Annotated in this window: 17 protein-coding genes and 1 pseudogene; 6 read left to right on the plus strand and 12 right to left on the minus strand. The window is 39.7% G+C overall.

Going from position 1 to position 24,565, the window contains the following annotated elements:
- Window positions 1–57 precede the first annotated feature (57 nt).
- Window positions 58–1,203, minus strand: a complete 1,146-nt coding sequence (locus tag J2S25_RS07405) for a DUF2515 family protein (protein ID WP_044390783.1) — start codon at window positions 1,201–1,203, stop codon at window positions 58–60.
- 116 nt (window positions 1,204–1,319) lie between these two features.
- Between J2S25_RS07405 and shc the strand changes: the two genes are divergently transcribed.
- From shc to J2S25_RS07420, 3 genes are all read left to right on the plus strand, one after another.
- Entirely contained in the window at window positions 1,320–3,215 is a 1,896-nt protein-coding gene (gene shc, locus J2S25_RS07410; RefSeq protein ID WP_307191583.1) for a squalene--hopene cyclase, read from the plus strand.
- Between the two features lie 7 nt (window positions 3,216–3,222).
- Window positions 3,223–3,765 (plus strand): HXXEE domain-containing protein, encoded by a 543-nt coding sequence (locus tag J2S25_RS07415; protein WP_307191584.1) that lies wholly within the window; start codon window positions 3,223–3,225, stop codon window positions 3,763–3,765.
- A gap of 355 nt (window positions 3,766–4,120) precedes the next feature.
- Entirely contained in the window at window positions 4,121–4,531 is a 411-nt protein-coding gene (locus J2S25_RS07420; RefSeq protein ID WP_307191585.1) for a (deoxy)nucleoside triphosphate pyrophosphohydrolase, read from the plus strand.
- On the opposite strand, the gene J2S25_RS07425 is transcribed toward J2S25_RS07420, so the two are convergent.
- The 4 genes from J2S25_RS07425 to J2S25_RS07440 form a co-directional block, all read right to left on the minus strand.
- Complete coding sequence (locus J2S25_RS07425) at window positions 4,528–7,353, minus strand: DEAD/DEAH box helicase (RefSeq protein ID WP_307191586.1); 2,826 nt, start codon at window positions 7,351–7,353, stop codon at window positions 4,528–4,530. The two genes, J2S25_RS07420 and J2S25_RS07425, sit on opposite strands and share 4 nt — an antisense overlap.
- A 114-nt stretch (window positions 7,354–7,467) precedes the next feature.
- Window positions 7,468–9,900 carry a DEAD/DEAH box helicase family protein gene (locus J2S25_RS07430; RefSeq protein ID WP_307191587.1) on the minus strand — a complete coding sequence of 811 codons (2,433 nt, stop codon included), beginning with the start codon at window positions 9,898–9,900 and terminating at the stop codon, window positions 7,468–7,470.
- Window positions 9,893–10,219: a nucleoside triphosphate pyrophosphohydrolase gene (locus J2S25_RS07435; protein WP_307191588.1), complete on the minus strand. Its 327-nt coding sequence runs from the start codon at window positions 10,217–10,219 to the stop codon at window positions 9,893–9,895. Before J2S25_RS07435 ends, J2S25_RS07430 begins: the two co-directional genes overlap by 8 nt.
- Before the next feature lie 277 nt (window positions 10,220–10,496).
- The gene (locus J2S25_RS07440; RefSeq protein ID WP_307191589.1) at window positions 10,497–14,606 is read right to left on the minus strand and encodes a phosphodiester glycosidase family protein; all 4,110 of its coding nucleotides are present in this window, start codon (window positions 14,604–14,606) and stop codon (window positions 10,497–10,499) included.
- 475 nt (window positions 14,607–15,081) lie between these two features.
- Between J2S25_RS07440 and J2S25_RS07445 the strand changes: the two genes are divergently transcribed.
- Window positions 15,082–16,293, plus strand: coding sequence for a Bcr/CflA family multidrug efflux MFS transporter (locus J2S25_RS07445; protein WP_307191590.1), 1,212 nt, complete (start codon window positions 15,082–15,084; stop codon window positions 16,291–16,293).
- 318 nt (window positions 16,294–16,611) lie between these two features.
- Here the strand turns inward: J2S25_RS07445 and ggt are convergent, their stop codons facing one another.
- Together ggt and J2S25_RS07455 are read right to left on the minus strand one after the other, a co-directional pair.
- Window positions 16,612–18,381 (minus strand): gamma-glutamyltransferase, encoded by a 1,770-nt coding sequence (gene ggt, locus J2S25_RS07450; protein WP_307191591.1) that lies wholly within the window; start codon window positions 18,379–18,381, stop codon window positions 16,612–16,614.
- A 280-nt stretch (window positions 18,382–18,661) separates the two neighbouring features.
- Window positions 18,662–18,934, minus strand: coding sequence for a hypothetical protein (locus J2S25_RS07455; RefSeq protein WP_044396445.1), 273 nt, complete (start codon window positions 18,932–18,934; stop codon window positions 18,662–18,664).
- A gap of 139 nt (window positions 18,935–19,073) precedes the next feature.
- Between J2S25_RS07455 and J2S25_RS07460 the strand changes: the two genes are divergently transcribed.
- Window positions 19,074–19,424 (plus strand): DUF2200 domain-containing protein, encoded by a 351-nt coding sequence (locus tag J2S25_RS07460; protein ID WP_044396447.1) that lies wholly within the window; start codon window positions 19,074–19,076, stop codon window positions 19,422–19,424.
- A gap of 216 nt (window positions 19,425–19,640) precedes the next feature.
- Here J2S25_RS07460 and J2S25_RS07465 read toward each other — a convergent pair whose 3' ends face one another.
- From J2S25_RS07465 to J2S25_RS07485, 5 genes are all read right to left on the minus strand, one after another.
- The gene (locus J2S25_RS07465; protein WP_307191592.1) at window positions 19,641–20,600 is read right to left on the minus strand and encodes a threonine ammonia-lyase; all 960 of its coding nucleotides are present in this window, start codon (window positions 20,598–20,600) and stop codon (window positions 19,641–19,643) included.
- A gap of 11 nt (window positions 20,601–20,611) precedes the next feature.
- A complete protein-coding gene (locus tag J2S25_RS07470; protein WP_307191593.1) occupies window positions 20,612–20,800 on the minus strand; it encodes a RidA family protein in 189 nt (62 codons plus the stop codon).
- A gap of 166 nt (window positions 20,801–20,966) precedes the next feature.
- Entirely contained in the window at window positions 20,967–21,419 is a 453-nt protein-coding gene (locus J2S25_RS07475) for a CBO0543 family protein (RefSeq protein ID WP_307191594.1), read from the minus strand.
- A gap of 935 nt (window positions 21,420–22,354) precedes the next feature.
- A complete protein-coding gene (locus tag J2S25_RS07480; RefSeq protein WP_307191595.1) occupies window positions 22,355–23,197 on the minus strand; it encodes an STAS domain-containing protein in 843 nt (280 codons plus the stop codon).
- A gap of 239 nt (window positions 23,198–23,436) precedes the next feature.
- Complete coding sequence (locus J2S25_RS07485) at window positions 23,437–23,646, minus strand: hypothetical protein (RefSeq protein ID WP_307191596.1); 210 nt, start codon at window positions 23,644–23,646, stop codon at window positions 23,437–23,439.
- 437 nt (window positions 23,647–24,083) lie between these two features.
- Here J2S25_RS07485 and J2S25_RS07490 point away from each other — a divergent pair.
- Window positions 24,084–24,565: pseudogene (locus tag J2S25_RS07490) on the plus strand (DUF4372 domain-containing protein); the annotation flags it as partial.

The raw sequence follows: 24,565 nt of genomic DNA on the forward strand, positions 1-24,565 counted from the left end.
AATGACTAAAAGTTTTTTCCCAGCGAATGAATCCTACTAATCTCACCCAGACTCTTCTCATAAGCTTTGTTCATCTTCCCGCAAAAGAATCGCTTCCTTCGTCATAACCGCCAGTTCTATTTTTTCAATGGTTTTGCAGTAATGATGAAAAATATCTCCATCACAATGATCCTTTCTTTGAAAATAATCCAGTACACGCCAATCCTCAAACCAATCCCCGTTCTCTGCCTCTTCTTGAGGAATATTCGGCCAGGCGTATTTTAAAGACGGGCTGTACAGCCGCTCGGCACCTTTCCTTAACTCGCAATTTTTGACGCGCCGCTTATAAAGGGAGCGAGGAAAAGATTCGTTTACATCATTAAATACATCTGGCCAATAATCTTTTCGCGAGCCCGTGTGTGGGTGCTCATCGGCCCATTTCAAAACTCCTGACAAAATCTTTTCCTGCTGAAAAAGCAGCGAATACAATTTTTTTCCGAATAAAATTCTCTCGTGAAGCGAAGTGAAATACCGTAAGGCTGCGCCAGCAAGGGATGCTTTCTCCGTGTCATTCCCAGCTGCATAAGGAAAAATAGTGTTATTAAGGTTCAAGAAATCATACATTTTAAAGCTGACCGTTCCTGTAACGATTTTTTGATAATGCTGATTTTGAATCAATCTTTTTTCCAAGTAGTTTTGTTCATTAATCACCATTGCAATCGCTAAGCTAGTTTTGTCGCCACTATTCCAAAAATAATCCCACATCGTCTCCATAAAGGTAGAAATACCAAAATAGCGCAAAAGGTAAAACATTTCTTTCTTGACCTTGACACTCAAGTCATAAATCAAAAATTGGGGAAATACATCCTGAAAAATCAACCAACTACCTCGTTCCAAAAATGCAAAAAAATCTTCCTGCTCTCGTTCAGGCAAAAGCTTTGTTAACAGCTCCCCTTTTAAATCGGTCATATTCCATCCAACGTTACGGGAAACCATATGTCCAAGCAATGCCCAGTGTATTTCAGGATGCTGATGGTAAAAATCAAAGTACGCTTGCGTCCGCGTGCTATTGTTTTGGTTGAGTTGTCTCGTCTGTTCTTTTATCACTTGGATTCTACTTTTATCTTTTTGTGATAAACAGGGGAGTTCCCCAGAAGTCTTCTTGTTTGCCTTGTTCTTTAAGTCTTTTTTAATATCTGAGAAAGAGTTCAGCAAAAACGGCATCATCCTTCATATGAATTCATTTTTAGTGGATCAGTTATTCCTATCAAAGGAATGCATATTCATTTTGCACAAGGAATATGAATACAAAGATGAATATTTGGGAGAGGACGGATTAAATGAATCATCGGGTAAATAAGGAAATGAATAGAATCGTGAAGCAGTTAATCCGGGACCAATCAAAGGATGGTGCCTGGCGTTATCCATTTGAGACCGGGATCGCAACGGATTGCAGTATGATTATCTTATTACGGACATTAGAGATAGAGGATGAAGCGTTCATAAAAGAGTTGGTGGAAAGGATAGCTGGAGAACAACAGGAGGATGGGTCATGGAAGCTGTTTCATGATCAGAAAAACGGAAATCTGACATCCACTGTGGAAGCTTACTATGCCCTTCTTTATTCTGGGTATCGAGATCGAAAAGACAAGGATATTCAAGCAGCCAGGCGATTTATTTTAGCCAATGGAGGGGCTGGGGAAGTCCACCAGTTTTTGAAAATCATGTTGGCGCTAACAGGACAGTGTGAATGGCCGCATTTCCCAATTAATATTGAGGTAATGCTGATCCCGGATACCTTTCCGATCAATCTTTTTGACCTTTCCGTATACGGTCGAGCCAACATTATCCCTTTTTTAATTCTCGCTAATACAAATTTTCGTAAAAGAACAGCCCAATCACCCGATCTCTCCGATTTATTTCAAAACAGAGAAGTTCGCTTATTTACAGAGGAACAAGATGAGGAGCTCCGCTCGCTTACGAAATGGGTGAAACAAGGGATTAACGGGTTGAAATCTCATGGGAATCTTCGCGAATTGGCATTATATCGGGCCGAAAAATATATGCTGGACCGTATCGAGTCAGACGGTACGTATTTAAATTATTTCAGCACGACCACCCTTATGATTTTTGCCTTATTGGCAAGAGGCTATCACTCTACCCATCCAGTGATTACCCGTGCAGTGCAAGGTTTAAAAGCAATGACCACCCGGATGGATGACAAACTTCACTGCCAATACACAACGGCAACAGTTTGGAATACGACCTTAATTAGTTATGTCCTGCAAGAATCTGGTTTCGCCTATTCCTCCAGCCCTGTCCAAAAGGCAAATCAATACATTCTCTCGCGCCAGCAGCTTAAATACGGAGATTGGGCCATTCATGAATCAACGGTATTGCCAGGAGGCTGGGGGTTTGCCGACTTGAACACATTCCACCCGGATATAGATGACACAACAGCCGCACTGAGGGCGATTCGTACTTTGGCGACAGAGCAAGTAGATTACCGACAGGCATGGGATCGTGGAGTAAACTGGCTCATTTCCATGCAAAACAAGGACGGAGGCTGGGCGGCATTCGAAAAAAATGTGGATAAAAAGGTGTTGAACTTGTTCCCGGTTGAAGGTGGACAAGATTTACTGATTGATCCGTCCACGGTGGACTTAACGGGGAGAACTTTAGAGTTCTTCGGTAACTTTACAAATCTAGATTTTCACCAGCCAATGATCAAAGCTGGGGTTCGCTGGCTGCTGCAGCAACAACAGACAGATGGTTCTTGGCTGGGACGTTGGGGCGTATATATTTATGGCACATGGGCGGCCGTGACGGGGATGATTGCAGTCGGAATTTCTCCGAAGCATCCAGCCATTCAAAAGGCACTGACTTGGCTGCGGAAAATTCAGAATCCAGACGGCGGATGGGGAGAATCCTGTAACAGCGATATTCAAAATCAGTATGTACCACTTGGTGACAGTACCCGCACGCACACCGCATGGGCACTTGACACCCTCATCTCAGCTGCAACTACCGTTACATCTGAAATGGAAAACGGAGTCGCTTTTTTAGTGGATCGGAAGGAAAAAGATTGGACGTCAACCTACCCAAAAGGCAGAGGTATGGCAGGGTCTTTTTATATCAATTATCATTGTTATGAATATGTTTTTCCATTGTTAGCTCTGGCTCATTATCAAAAATTGACTGACGGCCAGCTGCTAACTGGTGAAGAAAGGAGGTAGACAAGAGATGTTAGCGGAACCCCACTATTTTATCGATCTGAACACATTAATCTGGCTATTTCCGATCATTTTTATTTTCCATGACTTAGAAGAAATCATCACCATTGAATCTTCGATGGCGACAAACAAGAACAGAAATCCGAAGACTCCCTTCGTCGAGATGACATTAACAATGAGAAAAAAACTAGGTTCAACCGCTGCCCAGCTTGCTGTTTCAGCTACCTGGATTTTACTTATCATCACATTCACTGCCATAACAACCGCCCACTTTTCAGACGTATGGGGCTTTCTTTTGTTTACAGCCATTCTTCATTTATTTGTTTTCCAGGCATCCATGCATATCATTCAAAGCATTATGTTCAAGGCCTACACACCCGGGATCATAACGTCCCTAATCCTCCTAATCCCTTACAGCCTCCTTACCTATTGTCTTTTAGCCGAATCAGGACATCTAGACTGGCCTTTCTTTTTCACCAGTCTCCCAATTAGTTTGGTGATGATCCCAGTTTTCCTAGTTGGCAATCTTTTAGGACGGTATCTTATTCGGTGACTGGCCCTGCTACTCATAGTATCAAAATGGGATAGGAAATAACCTGATTCACTCCTGTTCAGGAAGGAATCAGGTTATTAATATTCCTAATAGCATTCCCACACTCCCGCCACTTTCAACCATGACTCTTTTTGGAGTTTAGTTGGAATCTTAAAGTGGAAAAAGACTGATTTTTGTAACTAATATAATGTAAAAGTTGAAAAACAGAGCAACTTTCTGTTAATATCCGCATGGAAGGACCATAAATTCCTAATAGATTATTTAAACAAAAGATGTAACCGGAATTATTATTGACAGGGTAAGTAAAAAAATAAATGCTATGATAAGGAATAGAAAATCTTTATCGGAGGCTCAAATGAAAAAGATAGTTAAAGTAGTTGCAGCAATAATCGAAAACGACAAAAACGAAATCTTATGTGCGCTAAGATCACCTGAAATGGCTATACCAAACATGTGGGAATTCCCAGGTGGGAAAGTCGAAAAGGGCGAGGATATTTTCGCAGCTCTCCAAAGAGAAATTGATGAGGAATTACAGTGTGAAATTGAAACAAGTGATGAAGTTTTTAACGATCACACTCATGAGTACGATACCTTCATCATCAATTTAATCTCAATCAAATGTAAAATTGTTTCTGGTACACCGATTGCTAGTGAGCACTCTAAGCTAATCTGGCTAAAAAGAGAGAACTTAGACTCTCTCAAATGGGCTCCAGCAGACATTCCAGCTGTACAACAATTAATCCACGAAAAAATAGTCTTCTCCTAATGAGAAGACTGTACTTTTTTCGTGAACTCAGTATACAAATTTGCCGGTATTTCATGCTCTAGTTCGATTTGAACGGTTATAGGTTTATTTCCTTCAAATTGAACTGAATTCCCTTTTCCAATGTAAATATATGGCTCTGTTTTACCATCTAACTCTCGATATTTTCTGATGAACAAATGAAGATTCACCCCACGTTTTTTATTGAAAATGATATCTTGTCCTCTATTAGATTCCTGGGTGGTATTATTAACAGACTGCCACTGAATCAAATGTTGGTTGATAAACTTATCCTTGTAATTAATGCTCTCTTTAACATCCACCTCTTTGTGTAAGTCCACAAACAGGAAAAATTCTTTCCCATTGACAAGTAATCCTGATCCTCTGAATGAGCTATGGATCTTCCTGTAATTAGATAGTAAGGCTGCATCACCCATTTGATATTGTTCGTATAATTTGAAGTGAGGAATACCATAATATTCATTTCGAAATTCCGTTTCATATCGAAAAATTCCGTATGAAATTACATCTTCCATATACTTATAATACTCCTCGTTCTGCAGTAAAGTGGTAAACAACTCACTCTTAGCTAGCCCTCCATTCCTATACTGGACTAACTTTGGTTTAGATTTTAGCTGTCCAGAATCATAGTAAGCCTGGTTCAGCGTTTCAAAAGAATGAAGTATTGTATCTTTGTCGACATTTTTATTTACTTTTAGAATTTGTTCCGTCGCAATTTGTATACTAATTGATTCATGAGTTAATAGATACTTTAGAATCACAAAATCATGAATTCTCTTTATCGGAAGCTTACTTGATAACTCCTTAAGGGTAGCTTCAAAGTTTTCATTAAGAAGCAGTTTTTTCAATTGATCGTGCTTCTCAACCTTAGCGACAAACTGTAAATAGGATTTTTCTTTATTAATAAATTTCACTGGATCTGGTGCCCCATCATACTTAAGATAATCGACGAGAAGGAACGGGATACGACCGGATTTTAGCTTCTTAAATTCATGGTACTCTTCCTTTAAATATTTCATAGATTTAAAATTTTCTTGATCAATTTGCTCTAAAATTCTTTCTTGGGAGATTTTGTCCATTTGAATATGTGTCGCACCAGGAATATTGGCAAAGCCAGTAGCAATCGCAACCTTTAAACTTTCCTTGTCATAATATCTGCTTCCGTTTAAAGCTAAAGCTATCAAGAAAGTTTTACTGTGGTTTCCAATAAAATCGAGCACCGTTAAAAAGGTTTTATTAGGATATTTCCTAAGGCCTCTTCCTAATTGCTGGATAAAGACAATTGGGAAGTTTGTTGGTCTTAGCATTAACACAGTATTGACTGATGGAATGTCTACCCCTTCATTAAAGATATCTACACTAAAAATAAACTCAAGGTTATCGTTGGGATCTTCTAATTTAGTGATGAACAATTGCCTTTTTTCTGAAGAGTCTCCGCCATGTAAAATAACACTCTTGTAGCTTCTTTTATTAAATTCAGATGCCATATACTGAGCGTGTTCAATGCTTGCACAGAAACCAAGGGCTTTTCTCTTTTCTCCATCATGACCGTAAAATTCCATTTTATCAATAATGAAATCGATCCTTTCATTGACCTTCAATCTCTTCGTAATCTCCGCAATGTCATCAATATCAACATCGCTCAAGTCAATACTTTCAATGTCAGTAATACCAAAATAATGGAATGGGATGACCAACTCATCATTAAGTGCTTCATGCAATCTCACTTCTAAAGCAACATTGTTGTCAAAGATGTCAAAGATATTGTGGCTGTCACTTCTTTCAGGTGTTGCCGTCATTCCTAAAGTGAATTTAGGGTCAAAATAATCAAGAATTGTTTGATAGGTTGGACTAGCTGCGTGATGAGCTTCGTCAATGATCAGGTAATCAAATTCATCTTTTGAAAATTCTTGATAACATTTAGAGATCGTCTGAATTGTTGTAAAAACATAGTCTGAGTTTTTTTGTTTATGATTTCCTGTTAATAGACCAAATGAATAGCCTTCATTAGGTAGAAGCAACTCAAAAGTCTCCTTGGCCTTTTTCAAAATTTCTTCTCGATGCACAACAAATAGAAGTTTGCGAGGATTAAAACTTTTTACGTCAAATGCAGACATATAGGTTTTTCCAGTACCTGTTGCTGCAATGACTAGTGCTTTATTTTCTCCATAACTTCGTAACCGTTCAAGATTCTCAGTTGCTCGTCTCTGCATCCGGTTTGGAACAACATATTTTCTGTCTTCATATATAATATTTTGAGCATGATTTGATTTCTTAAATCGCTCAAGAAATTCTTCATAGCGTTTAATAAAATCATGATCAGCTTCGACACTCATCTCCCATAGATTATTGTACTCTTTTATGACATCCTTGATAAAATGGGCTTCCTCTTTAGATATTATTTTGACATTCCACTCAATATTGCTTTTTAAAGCGCTCTGCGTAATATTGGAGGACCCGATTATAACCTTAAAATGATCTTTATAGTCAAAAATGTATGCTTTTGTATGGAAACCAATTTCCTTATCCGTCACAAAAACCTTTAATTCCACATTAGAGAATTCTTTTAACCGTTCCAATGCCTTTGCATCCGTAAAATTCAAATAGGTGGAGGTAATAATCTTTCCTTTAATTCCTTTTGTTTCAGCTTCTTTAATCGGATCAAGCAATAACTGCAATCCACTAAAATTTATAAATGCTACACTAAAATAAAACCGTTCACATTCCTGTATGGATTCTACTAACTCCGTTAATAGATTACCAGCTTCGGAGTTTACGATTAATTCCTTTTCTCCTAGATCCACGCTATCACCTTAATCTTTTTCATAATTACTTATATGTAAAATCGTACTATAAATGGATAAATTTAAGAAGGAATTTTTGATATTAACTTGGTCAATATAAAACAGCACTACTAATTAATGAGTGCTATTCATTGCTCTTCTTTCAAAATGTACATGCAAACGGTATTCAGTAATTTCTCTTGTCCAGTGATAAAGAATTTCTTGGTCTTCTTCTAAAACATCAAAGTTTATACTGAATTCTCCCTCTGAAAAACTGGTTAATCCTACTGCTCCACGATTCCACATTGTCATTGGCATCGTTTCAATGAGCTTACTGACAGCTTTTTCATCGTATTCCCATAGTTTTTTCGATGACTTGTCTGAGAAGTCGATCCTTTTTCTATATTCTGTTTCAGTCAAGTAATGATGGAAAAATGGTGCTACTTCTTTTGAAGTAATTGATTTAAACCATTTAGTGCTACCTCGATTGAGCATAGCCAGCAGCAAAACCATTTTATAGCTTTTCGACATGCTGGTCTTTTCAACTTCCACTAGCCAATTCTCATACCGCTCAAAGACTTCTTGTTCTTGTTCACTTAACTCCTTTGCCCAATTTAAAAAACCTATATAAGAGTTAAACTCTTGCCTATATTGAGAGGAATCAGAGTGCCCCTTTAAATGCAATTCCAGGTATGTAGACCGTCTGCCAAGAAGATATTTAAGGTCAAAGTAGTCATCAAGCAGCATTTCTTTACGTGGAGATCTTTTCTTAGCCATTTCTTTGAGTAGGTTGACCACCTGAACATCGAGATTCAGCTCACAATTTGAAGGAATTCTAGGTTCAATCTGCTTAGACTTGCTTTCACTACTTTTGGTATCAAATAAACTCAACTTTACATCCGCATTTCGATAATTTCCAATTAAGTCGATGATCACACAATAGTCTTTATCTGGAGCTAATCGGAGACCACGACCGATTTGTTGGGTAAATACAGTTAATGATTCTGTAGGCCTTACAAATAGAAGGGTATCTACTGCTGGAATATCAACACCCTCATTGAATAGATCGACAGTAAATATGATATCCAGTTCTCCTGCTTCAAGCATTTTTATCGCATGCGCACGACCTACTTCTTTTTGTTGTGAATGAAGGCTGACTGTTTTATACCCCTGGTTGTTAAAAAAGCTAGAAAGAAAGTTTGCCTGTCTAATGGAAGAACAAAAACCAATAGTTCTTGTCTGTTTTTTATCTTTCCAGGCTTCCAATATTTTCGAAGCCATCACTTCTTTTAACTGTATGTGAAGAAGTTCCTCCTCATCATATCGTGTCCCCAACCAAGCAATTTGGCTATAATCTGTTTCGTCGTATACTCCATAGTACTTAAATGGAGCTAGCCAATTACGATTAATCGCATCAAGGAAATCAAGACGATATGCTACGTTCCCTTCACAAATAGCGTAAACATCTTTATTATCATTACGATCTGGAGTAGCCGTGATTCCAAGTAAGAATTCAGGTTTAAAATAGTCCAATACCCTCTGATAAGATTCAGCTGCAGCATGATGAAATTCATCCACTATAATCAAGTCAAACTCATCTGGACTAAATTTCTCAATATGAGCCTTCATACTTAAAGTATAAATGGAAGCAAAAATAGCATCTGCATCGCTATCCTTGTTCTTTCCATTATATATTCCATACTTTTTGTCGGGCATAATATTTTCGAAAGATTGCCTTGCCTGGAAAAGAATTTCTTCTCTATGGGCAATAAATAATACATTTTTATAATTCTTTGCAAAAAAACCAGCAAGATAAGTTTTTCCTAACCCTGTAGCCATTACTACCAAGGCCTTCTGATATTCTTCTTCCCTGGTCTTTTCAAGTTCCTCAAGCGCCTCCAGTTGAGCAAACCGGGGCTTTATATCTCCATATGTTGTACTTATTGGTGGATCATGGATAATTAATGGTTGGACAGGCAAATCTTTTGGAGTAGGTAACATCAAATTCAGTTCTTCTGTATTTGACCAAACTTTCGCTAAATTTGGGTTATCTTTATGGTATTGGTGATAAACTGCAGTATAGTCTTTTAATGTTTCATCATTTAACTTAACAGTTTGGTCAGCATAAAATATCTTTAGAAATTCATCTAGCGCATCGGTGAAGACTGTCTTCTCATTGCTTACTGATAGGTTCCATTCAATTCCATTGTTTAGAGCTGATTTTGATAGATTCGAAGATCCTATAAATAAGCAATCCTCAGAATCCGACTTAAACAAATAAGCCTTCGGATGAAAAGAAATTCCATTACTTTTCCAAAGACGAATTTCAATGTTCTCATCAGTCGCTAATAATTCTGCAAGACCATCAGGCTGAGTAATATATAGATAATCCCCCGTACATATTTTAATATCCGCACCGGCTTTAGCAGCATTTATCAAAGTGTCTTTTAAAAAAACAACACCAGATTTCATAACAAAAGAAGTCAGAATACATATTGTCGACGCATTCTCTATCTGACTCAATAAATGACTACCCAAGTCATTTGTAATTAATTCAATCCTACTCATCTTCAACCTCAATTAAAAAAACCTTCTCCTTAAATCCACCGCGCTTTTCAGCCTTCTGCTTTCTAACTTCTTCCACTTCTACAATAGAAGACCCATGGTATTCAGAAAGAGCGTGTATAATCTCTAACAAATCTGCAAGTTCTTCAACAGCATCTTTCTTGTTAACAGTATTAACATATTCATCTAGTTCTTCATAAGCTTTTTTCTGAAGTTGTTCTATGTATTCAGATTCCTTTAAAATCCTTGTTGAGAATTTCTTTCCTGCAAGTTCAATTACGTCTGGAATACGATCACGTACTAGTTTATTATATGTCGGCATTTTATCTCCTCCAATGTACTTTAAAAGTAACATAATCATTCCCTTATAATTATAACTTTACAGAGAAGATTTTAATAGCAAACTATGTTTTAAATCAACTAAAAACAGGGATTAGGTGAAAAGGATGTGGAGTCAACCTAATTTAGATTGCACTTGATTTCTTTACAGTTCACTTACTCGGTAACCTATCAACTTATTTCTTCATTTAATCTGATACAAAGCTGAATCATTAATTAAGGCCAGCCCCTTGACCCAAGGGCTGGCCTTATCCATGCATTTATTCTTCTAGAAAATAATCTTCATTCACAACCGTAAATTCATCAATGACTTCTCCGTCTGATGTAACTGTCGTAAAGATGATTTTGTCTTTATCAACCTTTGCCTGCATGGATACAGCTATGTTCTCCATGTTTACATACTCAAATTTCTCATCAGCAACAGCGTCGTAGTGTTTCTTGCCGGTTGTTCCGGCTACTACATAAACCGTACCATTTGAATCCTCCTTGTCGGCCTTTAGTTTTTTCGTCCTGCCGTATGAATGGTCGTGGCCAGAGAAGACGATGTCGATTCCCAGCTCATCAACGACTGGAGGTAATTGTTCCTTCATGATGTCATTTCCGCCAAAAGGATTCGTAAAGTATGGTGGCTTGTGAGTCACAAGGATTTTCCATGGCTTGTCTGAATTTTTCACATCCTGTTTCAGCCACTCAAGCTGCTGTTCCAGCACTTCTCTTTCGCTCGTGTACCCTAACACGCTGATGTGGATGTTATTGTAATCAACTGAGTAGGTGCCGCCTCGATCGATTTCAGGTCCGTTTTCTGGTGAGTTGAAAATCTCTTTGGCAAGACTTCCATCTGCATCACCCATGTATTCATGGTTGCCTAAGGTCCCGACAAAATCGGTTGTACGGATTTTATCGTATTGGTTCAGTGAGTTCAATGCGCTATCCCACTGCCCGAACTTGCTTGATTCATCGATCAGGTCTCCAACATGAATCATGAATGATAAGTCTTTTTCATGCAGATCTCCAAGGATTTTATTAAAATCAGTCAGGTCGGAAGGAGACTGAGTATCTCCTAGGACAGCAAACTCGAAGCTTTGCTTTTTTTTCAATGTCGTGAAATCATCAAAATCTGACCAATTCTTCCCATCACCAACTCGGTAGATGTAGGCAGTATCCTGCTGCAGCTTTTCCAGTTTTACTTCATTCACTCTGACTATTCCGTTTTTCTTGATATCCTGCTCGCCTGAGAAAACCTGAGTGCTGGATGATCCATTAACCGTTTCAAGAGCCGTTACACCCTTTCTGTCATAGTCTTGTTTTCTGACAAATTGGATCAAACTTTTCCCTTCTGTCAATGGGCTGGACATCCAGGTGAACCCCTTTTCTTTATAGGGATCGCCTGTTGGAGTGGATAGAATGTTCTTCATTTCGTCGATTGCTGCAAGTGCAGGGTAGGTTTGAGTATTCCACTTGAACGAATACTTGTCATCCTTGACGGCATAAAGGGCTACTTTCTTTACCTCGCTTGTCAGCGATTCAACTACGAGCTTTCCTTCGTGGTCTGTCTTTCCTAACAGTTCAGGCTCCTTTGCACCATTGACTAGAGCATATATTTCGATGTCTTTTTCAACTTGGTTTTGCTCATTTTTCACAGTCACTCTGAATGGCTTTCCAATTAGGATTGGTTCTCCTTCAATGGTATAGGCCCCTTCCACATTTACGCTTACAGGTTCCATTGAGTAGGTAGAAACAAAGCTTTCCCCCTTTGGAGTCTGGTAGTTAAAGTCAGCTTCCAAAATTTCATAAGCTAATTTGCTGCCTTCCTTCACTGAAGCAGGAACCCTGATTTTAATGGATGCTGCTTCTGCATCGGCAGCTGCTTCACCGCTCTTGATGATGTTCATCGTCAGTAATCCTGTCTCTTCTTCATAACTGAATGTACTCGTCTTGAATGCTTCAATAAATTGTACGTCCTCTACCGGAAAATGCTTGTCTACTTGAAGCTTAATAGCAGACCCGGTTATCTCATTCGGATTTGTCACCTTGACCGCAAGCTCAAACACATCTCCGAGAAGCGCTTTTTCTTGCTTCTTCATCAAATCGATTTTTGCTGAACCAGTATTAACGATAAAATAGACCGTATTGATTGCCTGGTTGCCAAACTGGTCAGGTACCATCAGCGTTACTTTATGCGTTCCGTCTGCCCAGTTCAGTCCGCTTAAAGATATGCTTCCGTCCATATCAAAGGAGAAATGGCCTTCGGCGCCGGCATAATTTTTGCCGTCTACAAAAACATTGATTTTTTCCCAGTCAATTCCCGTTTTAAATGGATCATCTTCATACTCATTGACTTCTGCTTTCAGGTTCACTGCACTGGTCGTAAAATTCTTGCCTTCCACGTTAATGGACTGAATCTCCGGTGGATACAGATCATCCATTTTTTCACCGTAAACGGCACGGATGTTATCAACATAGATAGAACCTTTCGTCATCGGGCCCGTAATCCCTGATTTTGTAGACATCAACCGGATTGTCTGTGTGCCTGAAAGTTTGAATGGACCAGTAAAAGAATCAGGGATTTCAGCCTCAACATATTTCCAGCCCGTCCAGTCGATGCCTGGCTTCTCACCAGTAAAATTGAGGGCCTGGCTTTTGTTATTTCCGTCAACGATAAGCATGCGAAGCCAGTAGCCTTGAGCTTCAGGCGTCCCATAAACCCACATTCCGATTCCTGTAGGATTATCACTAATCGTTGTATTCGCACCGGGACCAGCATAAACTCCAAGTGTCGTCCCAATCGGTGAATTGGTGAAATCAAAATCCAGCTTCAATGACTGATTGCCGAACCTTACTGGGGAAGGATACTTAGAAAGGCTCACAGCCCCTTTTTCACCGCGGTTTGCGGTGGCCGTCCTCCAGCTTCCAAGGTCTTTTTCGAAATCGAACACCACTTCAGGAAGCTTCCCAACTGAAACCTTCATTTCAGCAGAAAGATTCGTACCCTTGAGATGGGCTTTGATCATCCCGATTACATTTTGCTCTCCCGTATGCAGTACGCCCGCTTCATCAATGGTTCCCATTCCTTCTGGTATTTCAAATTCAATATCATTTAAGTTCCAGTCAATTTCGCGTTTTTGAAATTTAGTGATGAGCCCCAAATTCACTTCGCTGTTTCTAGCTGCCGTCAGTTCAGCAGCTGAAAAAGACATTTCATCAGGCTGGGCAATTTCGATAATACTTGTGCCCACTTCTTTTCCATCATGCTTTAAAACAATATGAAACTGACCTGATTTTCCATTAGAAACAAACGTTCCATTCTCAAGGATCGTACCGAATGAGGGATCGGACAGCTCCCATGTTAGTCCTTCTTCAGGTAGCGGAGCTGAAGCCATTGACTGGTCCCTGCCTTTTGCGGAGAAGGCTATGGTTGATCCAGGCGTGAACGACTGGTCATATGGCTGGACATAAGCTGTTTCAAAAACATGATCAGAAGGAGTATTGGAAACAATCAGCCACGAGTTGGCGACGCTTCTTTCTGCCCGATCTGATGGTTTATTGTCAACTTCAAGCCGATCTCCCCCCAACTCACGGGTTGTGAAAGTTGATGACCCGCCGCCATCCAGGTTCAGTGCACTCACCGCTCCAAGGTCAATCATCATTTGAGCCAGGTCCGGCATGGAAATCCCCGCTGAATAAGGTTCCTGCCTTCCGTCTACAACTACAAAAAACACATCTCCATCCTGTTTGATTCCGACGGCTGTACGCGGCTCTTTATCCGCACCCGTTTGCGGAGTCTGATATACTTGTCCGTTTTTTACTAGGATTGCATTCCCGCCTAAAGCCTCTTTGATTTGGTCCTTCATTCCTTCAAATTCGCCTGGAGTTCCAATTACAGCCTCGCCTGATTTTTTAATCGCAAAGAATTCCTGTGATGACAGTGACTTGTCCTTAACGGGTTGTCCATCCTTATAGACATAGCCTAATGGTTCTCCAGTTGCCATATTGTAAAAGTCAGCATTCACTGCAGCGACCACAGTATGATTTTCCCCGGTTGCCGCTTCCGCCTGCTTTCTGACCGGCTGTAAACCGAAAGCCGTGCCATTATTAGGTGTCCCTGCCTCAATTGCAATAGTTGGATCCTGCTTGTCCACCTCAACAACAAAACTCTCAAGCTTTTGTCCTTCCTTGTTTTCAAAGCTATAATGCTTTTCCGTGACTCCAGAGGCCAGGTTGGCGTTGTACTGATTGATCGGCGTCTGAATAACCTGCGAGTTCAAATCGAAATTTCCAAGTGCAAACGTTGATGCTGGAGAAATCAACGTGCTAGCCATAAGTGCATAAACTACAGTGGCTTTGAATCCCTTTCCCCATTTTTTCTTCATCGTTCTCCTCCTCGTGAAAGATGATTTAACCGCTATGTAAGGCCTCTCTTTCCTTCTCCATCATATTTTTCATCTATTAATCTAGTATTAATTAAATATTAAGTTATTAACATAATTGGAAATGGGAGGAAAGACCTAATGAGAGTTGGGAAAGAATGAATAGTCAAGTTTTTTGCTTCATTAGAGAAATTATCTATGTTTTGTCTGCGGGACCAAAATTTATAAATGCCAAACCATTGGCTCAGTGATAAAAGGAACAAAAGCTTCTATTATCACAATTGCGGTAATAAAGGATCCGTGTGGAATTCATCAAATACACATGCTCCTCGCTGGAATTTGGGAGACTATTCGTTTAGAGTTCTGAACTACAAATTTAGGATCCCGAAGCACTTTGTTGGAGTAAAGCGGGGATTTTAGGTATGATACTTAGGAACAGTTTCCTTGTTCTATTGATGTGCAGAAAGGTGAGAACAACTTGAATAAACCGGTCGGAACTAAGCGTTTACAACTTGCATTACTTTTAGGATCTCTTGGGCTCCTTGGACCCTTCACGATTGATATGTATCTACCATCATTTCCAACAATTGTTAATGACTATGGAACTACCGCATCTTTAGTTCAAATTAGTTTAACAACATGTCTTTTAGGACTAGGTTTGGGACAATTGATTATCGGTCCCATGAGTGACGTACAAGGTCGTCGAAAGCCCTTGCTTTTTTTCCTTACCTTCTATTTGATTGCTTCTATTGCCTGTGCCCTCGCCCCATCTATTTATCTTTTCATTGCAGCTCGATTCCTACAAGGATTTGCAGCAGCGGGAGGTCTCGTTATTTCCAGGGCGATTGTCCGGGATATTTATAATGGAAGGGAATTGACCAAGTTTTTTGCTTTATTAATGTTAGTTGGCAACCTTGGCCCTATTGTGGCACCGATTGTCGGCGGTGGAGTTCTTGCAGTTACGAATTGGAATGGAGTATTCTTTGTTTTAGCACTTGTCGGTCTTGTATTGGTTCTTACGGTTTCCCTCAAACTAGAAGAATCATTACCGGTGGAAAAGCGTGTTCCAAGTAACCTAACTCAAATAGTAAGTAATTTTGGATCCTTATTCAAAGACCGAGTATTCCTTGGCTATGCACTTACACAAGGGTTTATTATTGCTGGGATTTTTGCATACGTTTCAGGCATTCCTTTTGTGTACCAGAATATTTATGGCGTATCTCCTCAAGTATTTAGTTTGCTTTTTGGAGTAAATGGTCTGGCTTTAATTATCGGAACTCAGTTGGTTGGCCGTTTAACAGATATTATTCCTGAAAAAACGTTCTTGAAATTCGGTTTATTTCTTTCTACTACCGCAGGCACTTTTTTATTAGTAGCACTTCTGCTAAAAGCACCACTTCTAGCAGTGGCAATCCCAATTTTCTTTTTAGTGTCTTCCATCGGGATTATCTCAACCTCCTCCTTTGCATTAGCAATTGAGACTCAGGGCCATATTGCCGGAAGCGCCTCAGCACTATTAGGCTTGATGCCATTTGTTCTTGGTTCACTTACATCACCATTGGTTGGGTTGGCAGGTGAATATTCAGCGATTCCGATGGCTGTTGTGATTCTATCAGCAAGCTTGCTTGCTCTCCTCTCCTATTTTATGCTAGTTCGGAGAACAACACTACAAGTACAGATGGAAAAATAGTATTTGATTCAGGAAGAATGAATCACAAAGAACCAAATATTATTAACTATGAATAAACACCTCTATTTCGTATAGATTCCACTATAAGAAATAGAGGTGTTTTTGTCGTACTGTAGCTTCTGTATACAACAATGACAAAATTGTCTAGTTTTCGATTTCCTTCCTATTTGTATCTACCTTATGACAATATTTCTGTTGATTCTATAAAATAAGAACATTAGTAGAACGCTTGTGGCTTTAATAACTGAAAAGGTTTGAAGCAAAAAGAAGGAATCAAAAAAGAAAGGAGCGGAATTATTCCACTCCCTTTCTTCCTATCTATTTTCTGTTGCCTTTTAGATCTACTCCAATAGCTGCACCATTTCTGCTTGAGTCGGCGACTCCCTTAAAAGTACCGTTTTCACGGTCGATTTGGATGCTTTGGACATTTCCGATGGTCGTTGGGCTAGCACCAAATTTATGTCCCATCGTATTCAGTTCGTTTAGAGTGTGAGAACTGATGCCGTCTTCATAAAGATAGGAATTCAGATTATTGGTGTATATTCTAGGTTGCTCGACTGCTTGCTTAAGCTCCATATCGTACTCGATGGCATGGAGAATGGTTTGCAACACGGAGGTAATGATGGTCGGGCCCCCAGGAGAACCAACTGTGAGGACTGGTTCTCCATTTTCAAATACAATGGTCGGAGTCATGCTGCTCAACGGGCGTTTGTTCGGCTGAACTTCATTCGCGCCGCCAGGTACTGCATCAAAATCAGTCAATTCATTGTTCAGCATGAACCCGTAACCAGGCACCATGATGCCCGTTCCGAAAACCTGTTCAATTGTTGTCGTATAGGAAACAACATTTCCCCATTTGTCAGCAACAGTAAAGTGGGTTGTTTCTCCATACTTCCTGTCATTTGGCTGGCTTATTGGTGTAAAGTTCGCCTCTGAATTTTCATATTTCCAAGGGTCACCAGCTGTTGGAGTCTGATTGACAGATTCCATGCCGATCAGCTCCTGGCGCTCCTTGATGTAATCAGGGTGGAGCAAACCATTCACAGGGACATTAACAAACTCAGGATCTCCAGCGTATGCGGCACGGTCAGCATAGGCAAGATGCATGGCTTCAGCCAAAAGATGATATTTTTCTGCCGAATTGACATCATATTGGGACAGGTTGAAACCGTCCAGTATTTTTAGCATTTGCAGCAGGAAGACGCCGCCTGAGCTCGGTGGAGGCATGCTGGCAATCTCGTAGCCCTGATAGTCTCCCCAAACCGGCTCATCAACGGTTACCTCATACTTTGCCAAATCCTCAGGAGTCATTGATCCACCGAAATCCTGGACAACATCGGCAACTGCTTCTGCCATTTTTCCTTCATAAAGTGCATCAGCACCATGTGAACGGATCAGTTTGAAGGTTTTAGCCAGGTCGTCCTGAACAAGGATATCTCCCTCTTGAAGCGGATTCCCATCTGGTAAGAAAACCTCACTTGCTGCTGATCTTGATAACTTGTCCTGATTATCGGCAATCGATTCTGCCAGGACTGAATCAATTGGGAATCCCTTGTCCGCTAGCTTAATAGATGGCCCGATCAGCTGCTGAAGTGGTCGTGTTCCCCACATTTCAAGTGCTGTCTCAAGACCTTTTAACGTTCCAGGCACACCTACTGCCGTACCGCCGGTTGAACGTTCTGAAAAAGGAATCGGCTTTCCGTTTTCATCCAGGAACATGTCTGGCGTCGCGCCATCAGGAGCACGCTCACGGCTGTTCACGATTGTGGTTTCCTTTGTTTTTCCGTCATAAACCATCATGAAACCACCGCCGCCGATTCCGGACATCATCGGTTCTACTACATTCAACGCAAACTGGATGGCAACAGAAGCATCAATTGCGTTCCCACCCTTCTGAAGAACCTCAGCACCAATCTCTGATGCTAGCGGGTGTGCGGTAGCAACCATTCCATCTTCACCAACACCAACCTGACTGTACTGGTCGTAGCTGAATTGCGGCGTTTTAGCTAGCCCAGCTACAGGCATCGTCCCAGCCAACAACAGAATACTAAGCAGTGCAATAAACCCTGTACGTAAGATGTTTTTCATATTGATTCCCTCCTGTTCCATTTCATTTCAATATAATGGTAGAGGAAAATAAAGAGTATAGCAAATATTTAACCGAATTTTTAAAATTTTAAAACTATAATCCTAGTGGTTTTGACTAAAGTGGTAAATTAGGCATGTAGAAAGATAGTACATAAGATAGTTTTCTACAGGAGGGATTGACTCACCAAGAATTTATCGGCTTCCTCTCATACCCCACCCCTCGTAGATACTCCGAAAAAAAAGCAAAACCTTACATCCATTATTCCATATTATTTTTTTGCTACCTGCTTCTCCCTCTCCAAACACCCAACTGAAAAATAATCACTGTATAAGTAATGAAAATTGATGTGGCAATGATGACTTGCTGATGATTCGACCAAATATGCTGAATGGTTTTTTGAAGATTGCCGGTAAGATGCAGATAGTAGATATACACCAATAAGAAGGAAAGAAACAATAAGAAGGCAAAGCGTAGCATACGTAAGAGAGAACTTTCTTTGAAAAAGGTTCTAGCTGTTTTCCTTCCCTTGTTGGAAAGCACTGTCTTAGCCATCAACCACACCCCCAAATACATATTCTTTTATATTCTTTCCTAACAGGTCAATTTCCTTTGAGTTCTTTCCTAAAAACAAATTTGAACATGCCATTTTCTAGGATTATAATGAAGAAAACGATTCTAAGGAGTTTGTATCTTGAGCAAACATAAAATCTATACAATGAGTTTTGCAAGTGTCTATCCGAATTATGTAAATAAGGCAGAAAGAAAAGGGCGTACGAAAATAGAAGTTGATGAAATAATCACCTGGCTGACAGGATACAGCCAGGAAGAGTTAGAAGCAATACTGGAAAAACAGACAAACTTTGAGACCTTCTTTGCAGAAGCTCCCCAAATGAATCCTTCGAGGGACTTGATCAAAGGCGTAGTCTGCGGTGTTCGAGTTGAAAACATCGAAGAACCAACAATGAGGGAAATTCGCTATTTGGACAAGTTGATCGATGAGCTGGCAAAGGGAAAAAAGATGGAGAAGATTTTACGAAAATAATAAGAAAAACCGCAAGCGCTGCTAACGCCACGTCCTGTAGCTGGCGGGTATAGCAAGACCTGTCCCTTGGATGGCCGACCGGTGACGTCGTTCTTTGATCTCATTGGGAAAAGTACAGCCGACTGCCAACAAGTGCAAAAACTGGAGACTCCACCGGGAAAAGCGATTTTTTCTTCTGCCGGTGAAGTGGAAGTTTCAGAGTTTAGTTGTAAAAAATCATTCCACAGTATTCACAATAAGTTGCTGAACTTCGTGAATGTCCACATTTCCGCCCGATATAACACTTACGATATTTTTTCCTTGGATGTTCAATTTATTGAACATCGCTGCTGCTATCGTTGTTGCACTTGACGGTTCGATTAGCTGCTTCGTACGTTCCATAATGAAACGGAAGGCTTGGCGAATTTCATCTTCGCTCACGAGAACAATGTCGTCTAGGTACCTCATAAGTACAGGGAAGGTCAGGTCACCTGGCTGGCTGGTTCTTAATCCATCGGCAATCGTTTTAGTGGCAGGAATTGCAGTAATTTTTTTATTTTGTAAGGATAGAAATGTATCATTGGCAAGCTCAGGCTCTACACCGATCACTTTTATTTTTGGATTCGTTTCTTTTACAGCAGTCAGGATTCCGGATATAAGTCCCCCACCGCCAATGGGAACAATGATTACGTCCACATTTTCCAGCTGTTCTAGGATTTCCAGTCCCAACGTTCCTTGCCCTGCCATAACAAATGGGTCGTCATAGGGAGGAATATAAACGCCTTTTTCTTGTTCTGCGATTTCCTGCGCTCTAGGTAATCGCTCTGAAGAGGTAGTACCGCATACTTCTACCTTTCCGTTGTAAGCTTGGATTGCGTTGACCTTACACTTACTAACATTCTCCGGAACAACAATGGTTGCTGGCACCCCGTACTTATTGGCAATATAGGAAACCGCTTGGCCATGATTACCGGATGATGCTGTTGTTACAAACTTTGCACCCTTTTCAATGGAGTGTATGACTTTATTGCTTGCTCCTCTTATTTTAAACGAACCTGTTTTTTGTAAATGCTCCGATTTTAAAAACATCTGATTTCCGCATATATCAGTAAGTTGCGTTGATCGTAGAACCGGTGTTACATGCGCTATTTTACCAATTCGTTCTCTGGCATCCTGAACATCTTTTAAAGAAATCATGTCTTTCCCTCCTATCTAACTGCAAAAATAAAATCAATTTCAATCAGGGTATTGCCTGGCAGCTCTACAGCACCAATAGCTGTCCGGACATGGCGCCCTTTTTCACCGAAAATATTCTCGAATAACTCTGAAGCGGCATCAAGAACTTTGAAAGGTTCAAAAAACCTGGTGCAGTTTGAATATACCCTGTCACCTTTCATAATACTGCGCTTAATATTATAAATACGCTTTCGAATCTTTGATTCCTTTTTTATAATCATTATTTATGAATAATGGAAGGTTTCTCTAAGTGGACATCGACTATCCATTTTATTAGAGCTGTTTTAAGTATATAGAATGGAAACGAATAGATATATTGCCAATTTTCTAATTTATAAATGCTATCCGAACGGTAATTGGCTCAGCAATAAAAGCAAAAATAGCTGCTAGGATCATATTGGTGATAATAAAAGATTTCCACTCTCTAAAATATTGATAAATGAACATATGTGCAACAATAATGATTCCATAATCAATTGCAACTAATCCAGGTATTAAATTTGTTAGTTGATATGGATAGGCCCAAAGATTCAGACTAATACCTAATTCATCTAAGAGTCCCACTAACATACTCAATAAAGCTCCAAATAAAAGTATTTCCTTTATTCTTTTGCGTTCAACGTATTTCGACCATAAAACCCACGGAAGAATAAGTACTAATAAAAGGAACCACCATTGAATGGAAAATAAATTGTATTCTAGCCAATACTGTGTTTCTAATTCCTTCCATTCCGTTTGCAACCTGTTTATATATTCATAATTCAGATTTGACTTTTTCATCGTCTTCACACCTTAGTAAAGGATATGTCTTTCCTAGCATATAATTAACTCCTGAAACCAATAGTATTTAGATTAATAAAATCCTAAAATTGACAGCTCACCCTTCTTTTCACTCTATAATCCTGCTCTATGGTTCTTGCCAGCCAGAAATGTTTTTGATTATTTTAAGCAATTTTCTCCCTTTGAAATCCTGCTTCAAAACGGCAAGTCTACCTTAGAACAACTAGGTTACGAGAAATTTATTTGGATTCATGATAGATAAAACATCCATTTCCTTATCTGTTCCTCTAATGAACAGAGTCTATACCTACCATTTATGAAAGTTTCTAGACAGATTTAGCCTTTGCTTCGCCCACCTGATTACGGCCACTGAAATGTACCACTAATGCCATCCTTTGTACCAAGGAATGCCAAGGAATTTACCACCGTTCGCCAGGCCATTTACCAGGACCGTCTAATCCCAGTGGAAAAGGCAAGCGTAGCGGTCCTTGATACTGAGTAGGCAGATATGATAGGCTGTCCGGCTGGCAGCCCCCGAGTGACCGTAGGGAACGCCCTAAGGGGGATGCCGGCAATGGCTGCCACATCATATCTGCCGGAGGCTCAGTGTCAAGGATGTCTTTGGAACGGCCGATAGAAGCGATTGCCACGCCTTTAACGGTTACGTAAAGTTTTTATGGTAAACGGGGAGTCAACAGATGGTAAATTATTTGTCAATGAGTGGTACAAAAGATGGCAGAGGTGGTAAAAACCCTTGGCCGTAATCACCACCACCCCATCTTCCTACCAAAAAACAAAGGGGGCTTTTTTGGCTAGAGTTTTTGGCAGAGACAACAGTATCAGGAAGGAATTTAACCCTAGAATGCTTATAATAAAACTTTACCGACCTTAAAATAAAGAGCTTCCGGGGGCAACCCGGAAACTCTTTAGCCAATCTACCGTTCCATTTTTTCTAAAGCTTGCTGCAAAGTATTAAAGGTATTGGTCCCCTTAAAATCAATGCCAAGATGAACAGATGTCATTGCAACTTCGGGCTTAATCCCTGAAAGGGAGGTTTTGATGCCAAGAAGGGAAAGTACCTGAATGATCGAATAGATTTGCTGTGCAACCATGGTATCGACAACTGGAACGCCGGACAGATCAATGCATAGCTTATCTATTTGTTTCTCAACACATTTTGCTGGCACGGTATCCATTATCCTTTTTGCACGATCCGTATCAATGTCCCCTATAAGAGGAAGAATTGCAATTGTATCACCTAATGGGATAATAGGCGCACCTAATTCAGCGATCAATTCATGTTGAACGTTCATACGTTCTCTTGTGATTCGATAATAAGTCTTAGAAAACTCCTGGATCATAAAATCAATAGCAGAATGAATGGAATGATTCCATTTCTGTAAATGTTGTATGCTAATGGAATCTCCTTGCTCCGCGATATACCTATCTAAATACTTCATGATAACGAATCGGAATTGATGGACAGCTTCTAGCACTTCATGAATAGGCGTACCCAAATCAGCCCGGCTTTGCGCCACCGTGTTTGCCCATTGCCCCAAGTTCTGATGGTATTCTTCCTTATTATCTAATAACGAGCTTGCAATCGTTTTAGTTGTTAATTCATTCTGCTCCCTCAAAATCTTCTCATATTTTTTATCGGCATCAGCAGAATAGATGGAGTTAGCCCTCTTCTTCCTCAACGTTAACCAGTGATCGGTAAGAGCCGTTTGATTTTCTACTATTGCTTTATATAATTTTTTATTCAAATTTTCTGTCATAGATGCCTACTCCTATCTACCTTTTCACACTTGTCTGGTATCGCCTAAAATAAAACTTGTTCTTTTTATCCAATTTATAGATTAGATGATACACCATTTGATAAATCTTCTTTAAAATCTAAAGTCACCCAATTTAACTTAATTTTACTAAATAATGTATCTAGTGTCTAATTAAACTCTCTGTTTATTATTCAGATATATGCATAATTTTACTTTACAAAAAGAATTTGGACATCCCACTACTTTTCATCATAAGCTTTCATTATTTCAATGAACAACTTAATTGCAATTGGCAAGACGGCTTCATCTAGATCGTTTAGGATGTTGATAGGTACTTTTTCTCCGCCAATGCCGACGAATACGAATGCAACTGGTGTATGGAGCAGATAATACGAGAAATCCTTCGCTCCCATCTCTGGCTGAACGGAGCTCGAATTGTTTATCGCCAAACGACGATTTGATCACTTCTTCGACAAAGCTGCTTTGGTTTACATCGTTCACTAACGAAGGGGTTCCTAAAATGAATTCCACCTTCCCTTTCGCTCCAAATGCAGAACATATTCCTCCACAGCTTGTTTCATTTCATTAAGTGTTCCGATAGATAATTCATCCAAAATGTCCCCTTATGTTCCATCAACCTTATAAATATACAAATTTATAATGTGATTATACACCTTTCTTTTTGAAAATGAATAGCAGGTGCACGGACGGTTACTAGGAATTTGCATTAACATAACAGAGATAATTAGCTTTGCATTAACTTAATTTCAATATTAAAATGACTCAAAATCTTCCTTCTTCTTATGTGCAAAGAAAAAGTCCTTATAATGGATAAGTCAGGTGGTAACCCGTTCAAATCCACTAAAAAGGACAATAAAATGGACAAATTACACGAAACACTTCATTAGAACAATGGTTTTCTCCAATAAATCTCAAAATTTTTTAAGAACATATGAAGACCATGAAATTAGACTATTTCATGAAAAATTTAACACAGAATCATTTCTAAAATTATTACTTATTTCTCAACTGACGGAATTCGAAAGCCGCATGCATTTAGTGATTCCCTTTTAGATGCTCCAGAAAGAGATTGACCTTGATTCCATCATTGCTTCTCAGATGTCCCGACGATTAAATAGAATGAATCCCGACCTATTCCATATCCTTTTGTCCTGATTTAGTCGGGAAGATTCACGAAAAGACTCCCTAAAAATGGTGATTCCCTTGAAAATCATAGATTCGAAGGGACATTGACTTACCTCTTAATCTGACAAATCACAGGTGGGCGAAATTCCGTAAAACAAAAGCCGGTGTAAAATTACATCTGCGGCTGGTCTTCATGGAAAAAGGAATCTCCTACCCCGAAAA

The sequence above is a fragment of the Mesobacillus stamsii genome, from assembly GCF_030814065.1.
Taxonomy (GTDB): domain Bacteria; phylum Bacillota; class Bacilli; order Bacillales; family Cytobacillaceae; genus Mesobacillus; species Mesobacillus stamsii.

What these genes read in the sequence shown, in the direction of transcription:
- shc (WP_307191583.1), top strand. Translation starts at nt 1,320, where the DNA reads ATGAATCATCGGGTAAATAAGGAAATGAATAGAATCGTGAAGCAGTTA.
- J2S25_RS07435 (WP_307191588.1), bottom strand. Translation starts at nt 10,219, where the DNA reads ATGCCGACATATAATAAACTAGTACGTGATCGTATTCCAGACGTAATT.
- J2S25_RS07470 (WP_307191593.1), bottom strand. Translation starts at nt 20,800, where the DNA reads ATGAAAGGTGACAGGGTATATTCAAACTGCACCAGGTTTTTTGAACCT.
- J2S25_RS07415 (WP_307191584.1), top strand. Translation starts at nt 3,223, where the DNA reads ATGTTAGCGGAACCCCACTATTTTATCGATCTGAACACATTAATCTGG.
- J2S25_RS07430 (WP_307191587.1), bottom strand. Translation starts at nt 9,900, where the DNA reads ATGAGTAGGATTGAATTAATTACAAATGACTTGGGTAGTCATTTATTG.
- J2S25_RS07405 (WP_044390783.1), bottom strand. Translation starts at nt 1,203, where the DNA reads ATGCCGTTTTTGCTGAACTCTTTCTCAGATATTAAAAAAGACTTAAAG.
- J2S25_RS07420 (WP_307191585.1), top strand. Translation starts at nt 4,121, where the DNA reads ATGAAAAAGATAGTTAAAGTAGTTGCAGCAATAATCGAAAACGACAAA.
- J2S25_RS07480 (WP_307191595.1), bottom strand. Translation starts at nt 23,197, where the DNA reads ATGACAGAAAATTTGAATAAAAAATTATATAAAGCAATAGTAGAAAAT.
- J2S25_RS07455 (WP_044396445.1), bottom strand. Translation starts at nt 18,934, where the DNA reads ATGGCTAAGACAGTGCTTTCCAACAAGGGAAGGAAAACAGCTAGAACC.
- J2S25_RS07465 (WP_307191592.1), bottom strand. Translation starts at nt 20,600, where the DNA reads ATGATTTCTTTAAAAGATGTTCAGGATGCCAGAGAACGAATTGGTAAA.
- J2S25_RS07475 (WP_307191594.1), bottom strand. Translation starts at nt 21,419, where the DNA reads ATGAAAAAGTCAAATCTGAATTATGAATATATAAACAGGTTGCAAACG.
- J2S25_RS07440 (WP_307191589.1), bottom strand. Translation starts at nt 14,606, where the DNA reads ATGAAGAAAAAATGGGGAAAGGGATTCAAAGCCACTGTAGTTTATGCA.
- ggt (WP_307191591.1), bottom strand. Translation starts at nt 18,381, where the DNA reads ATGAAAAACATCTTACGTACAGGGTTTATTGCACTGCTTAGTATTCTG.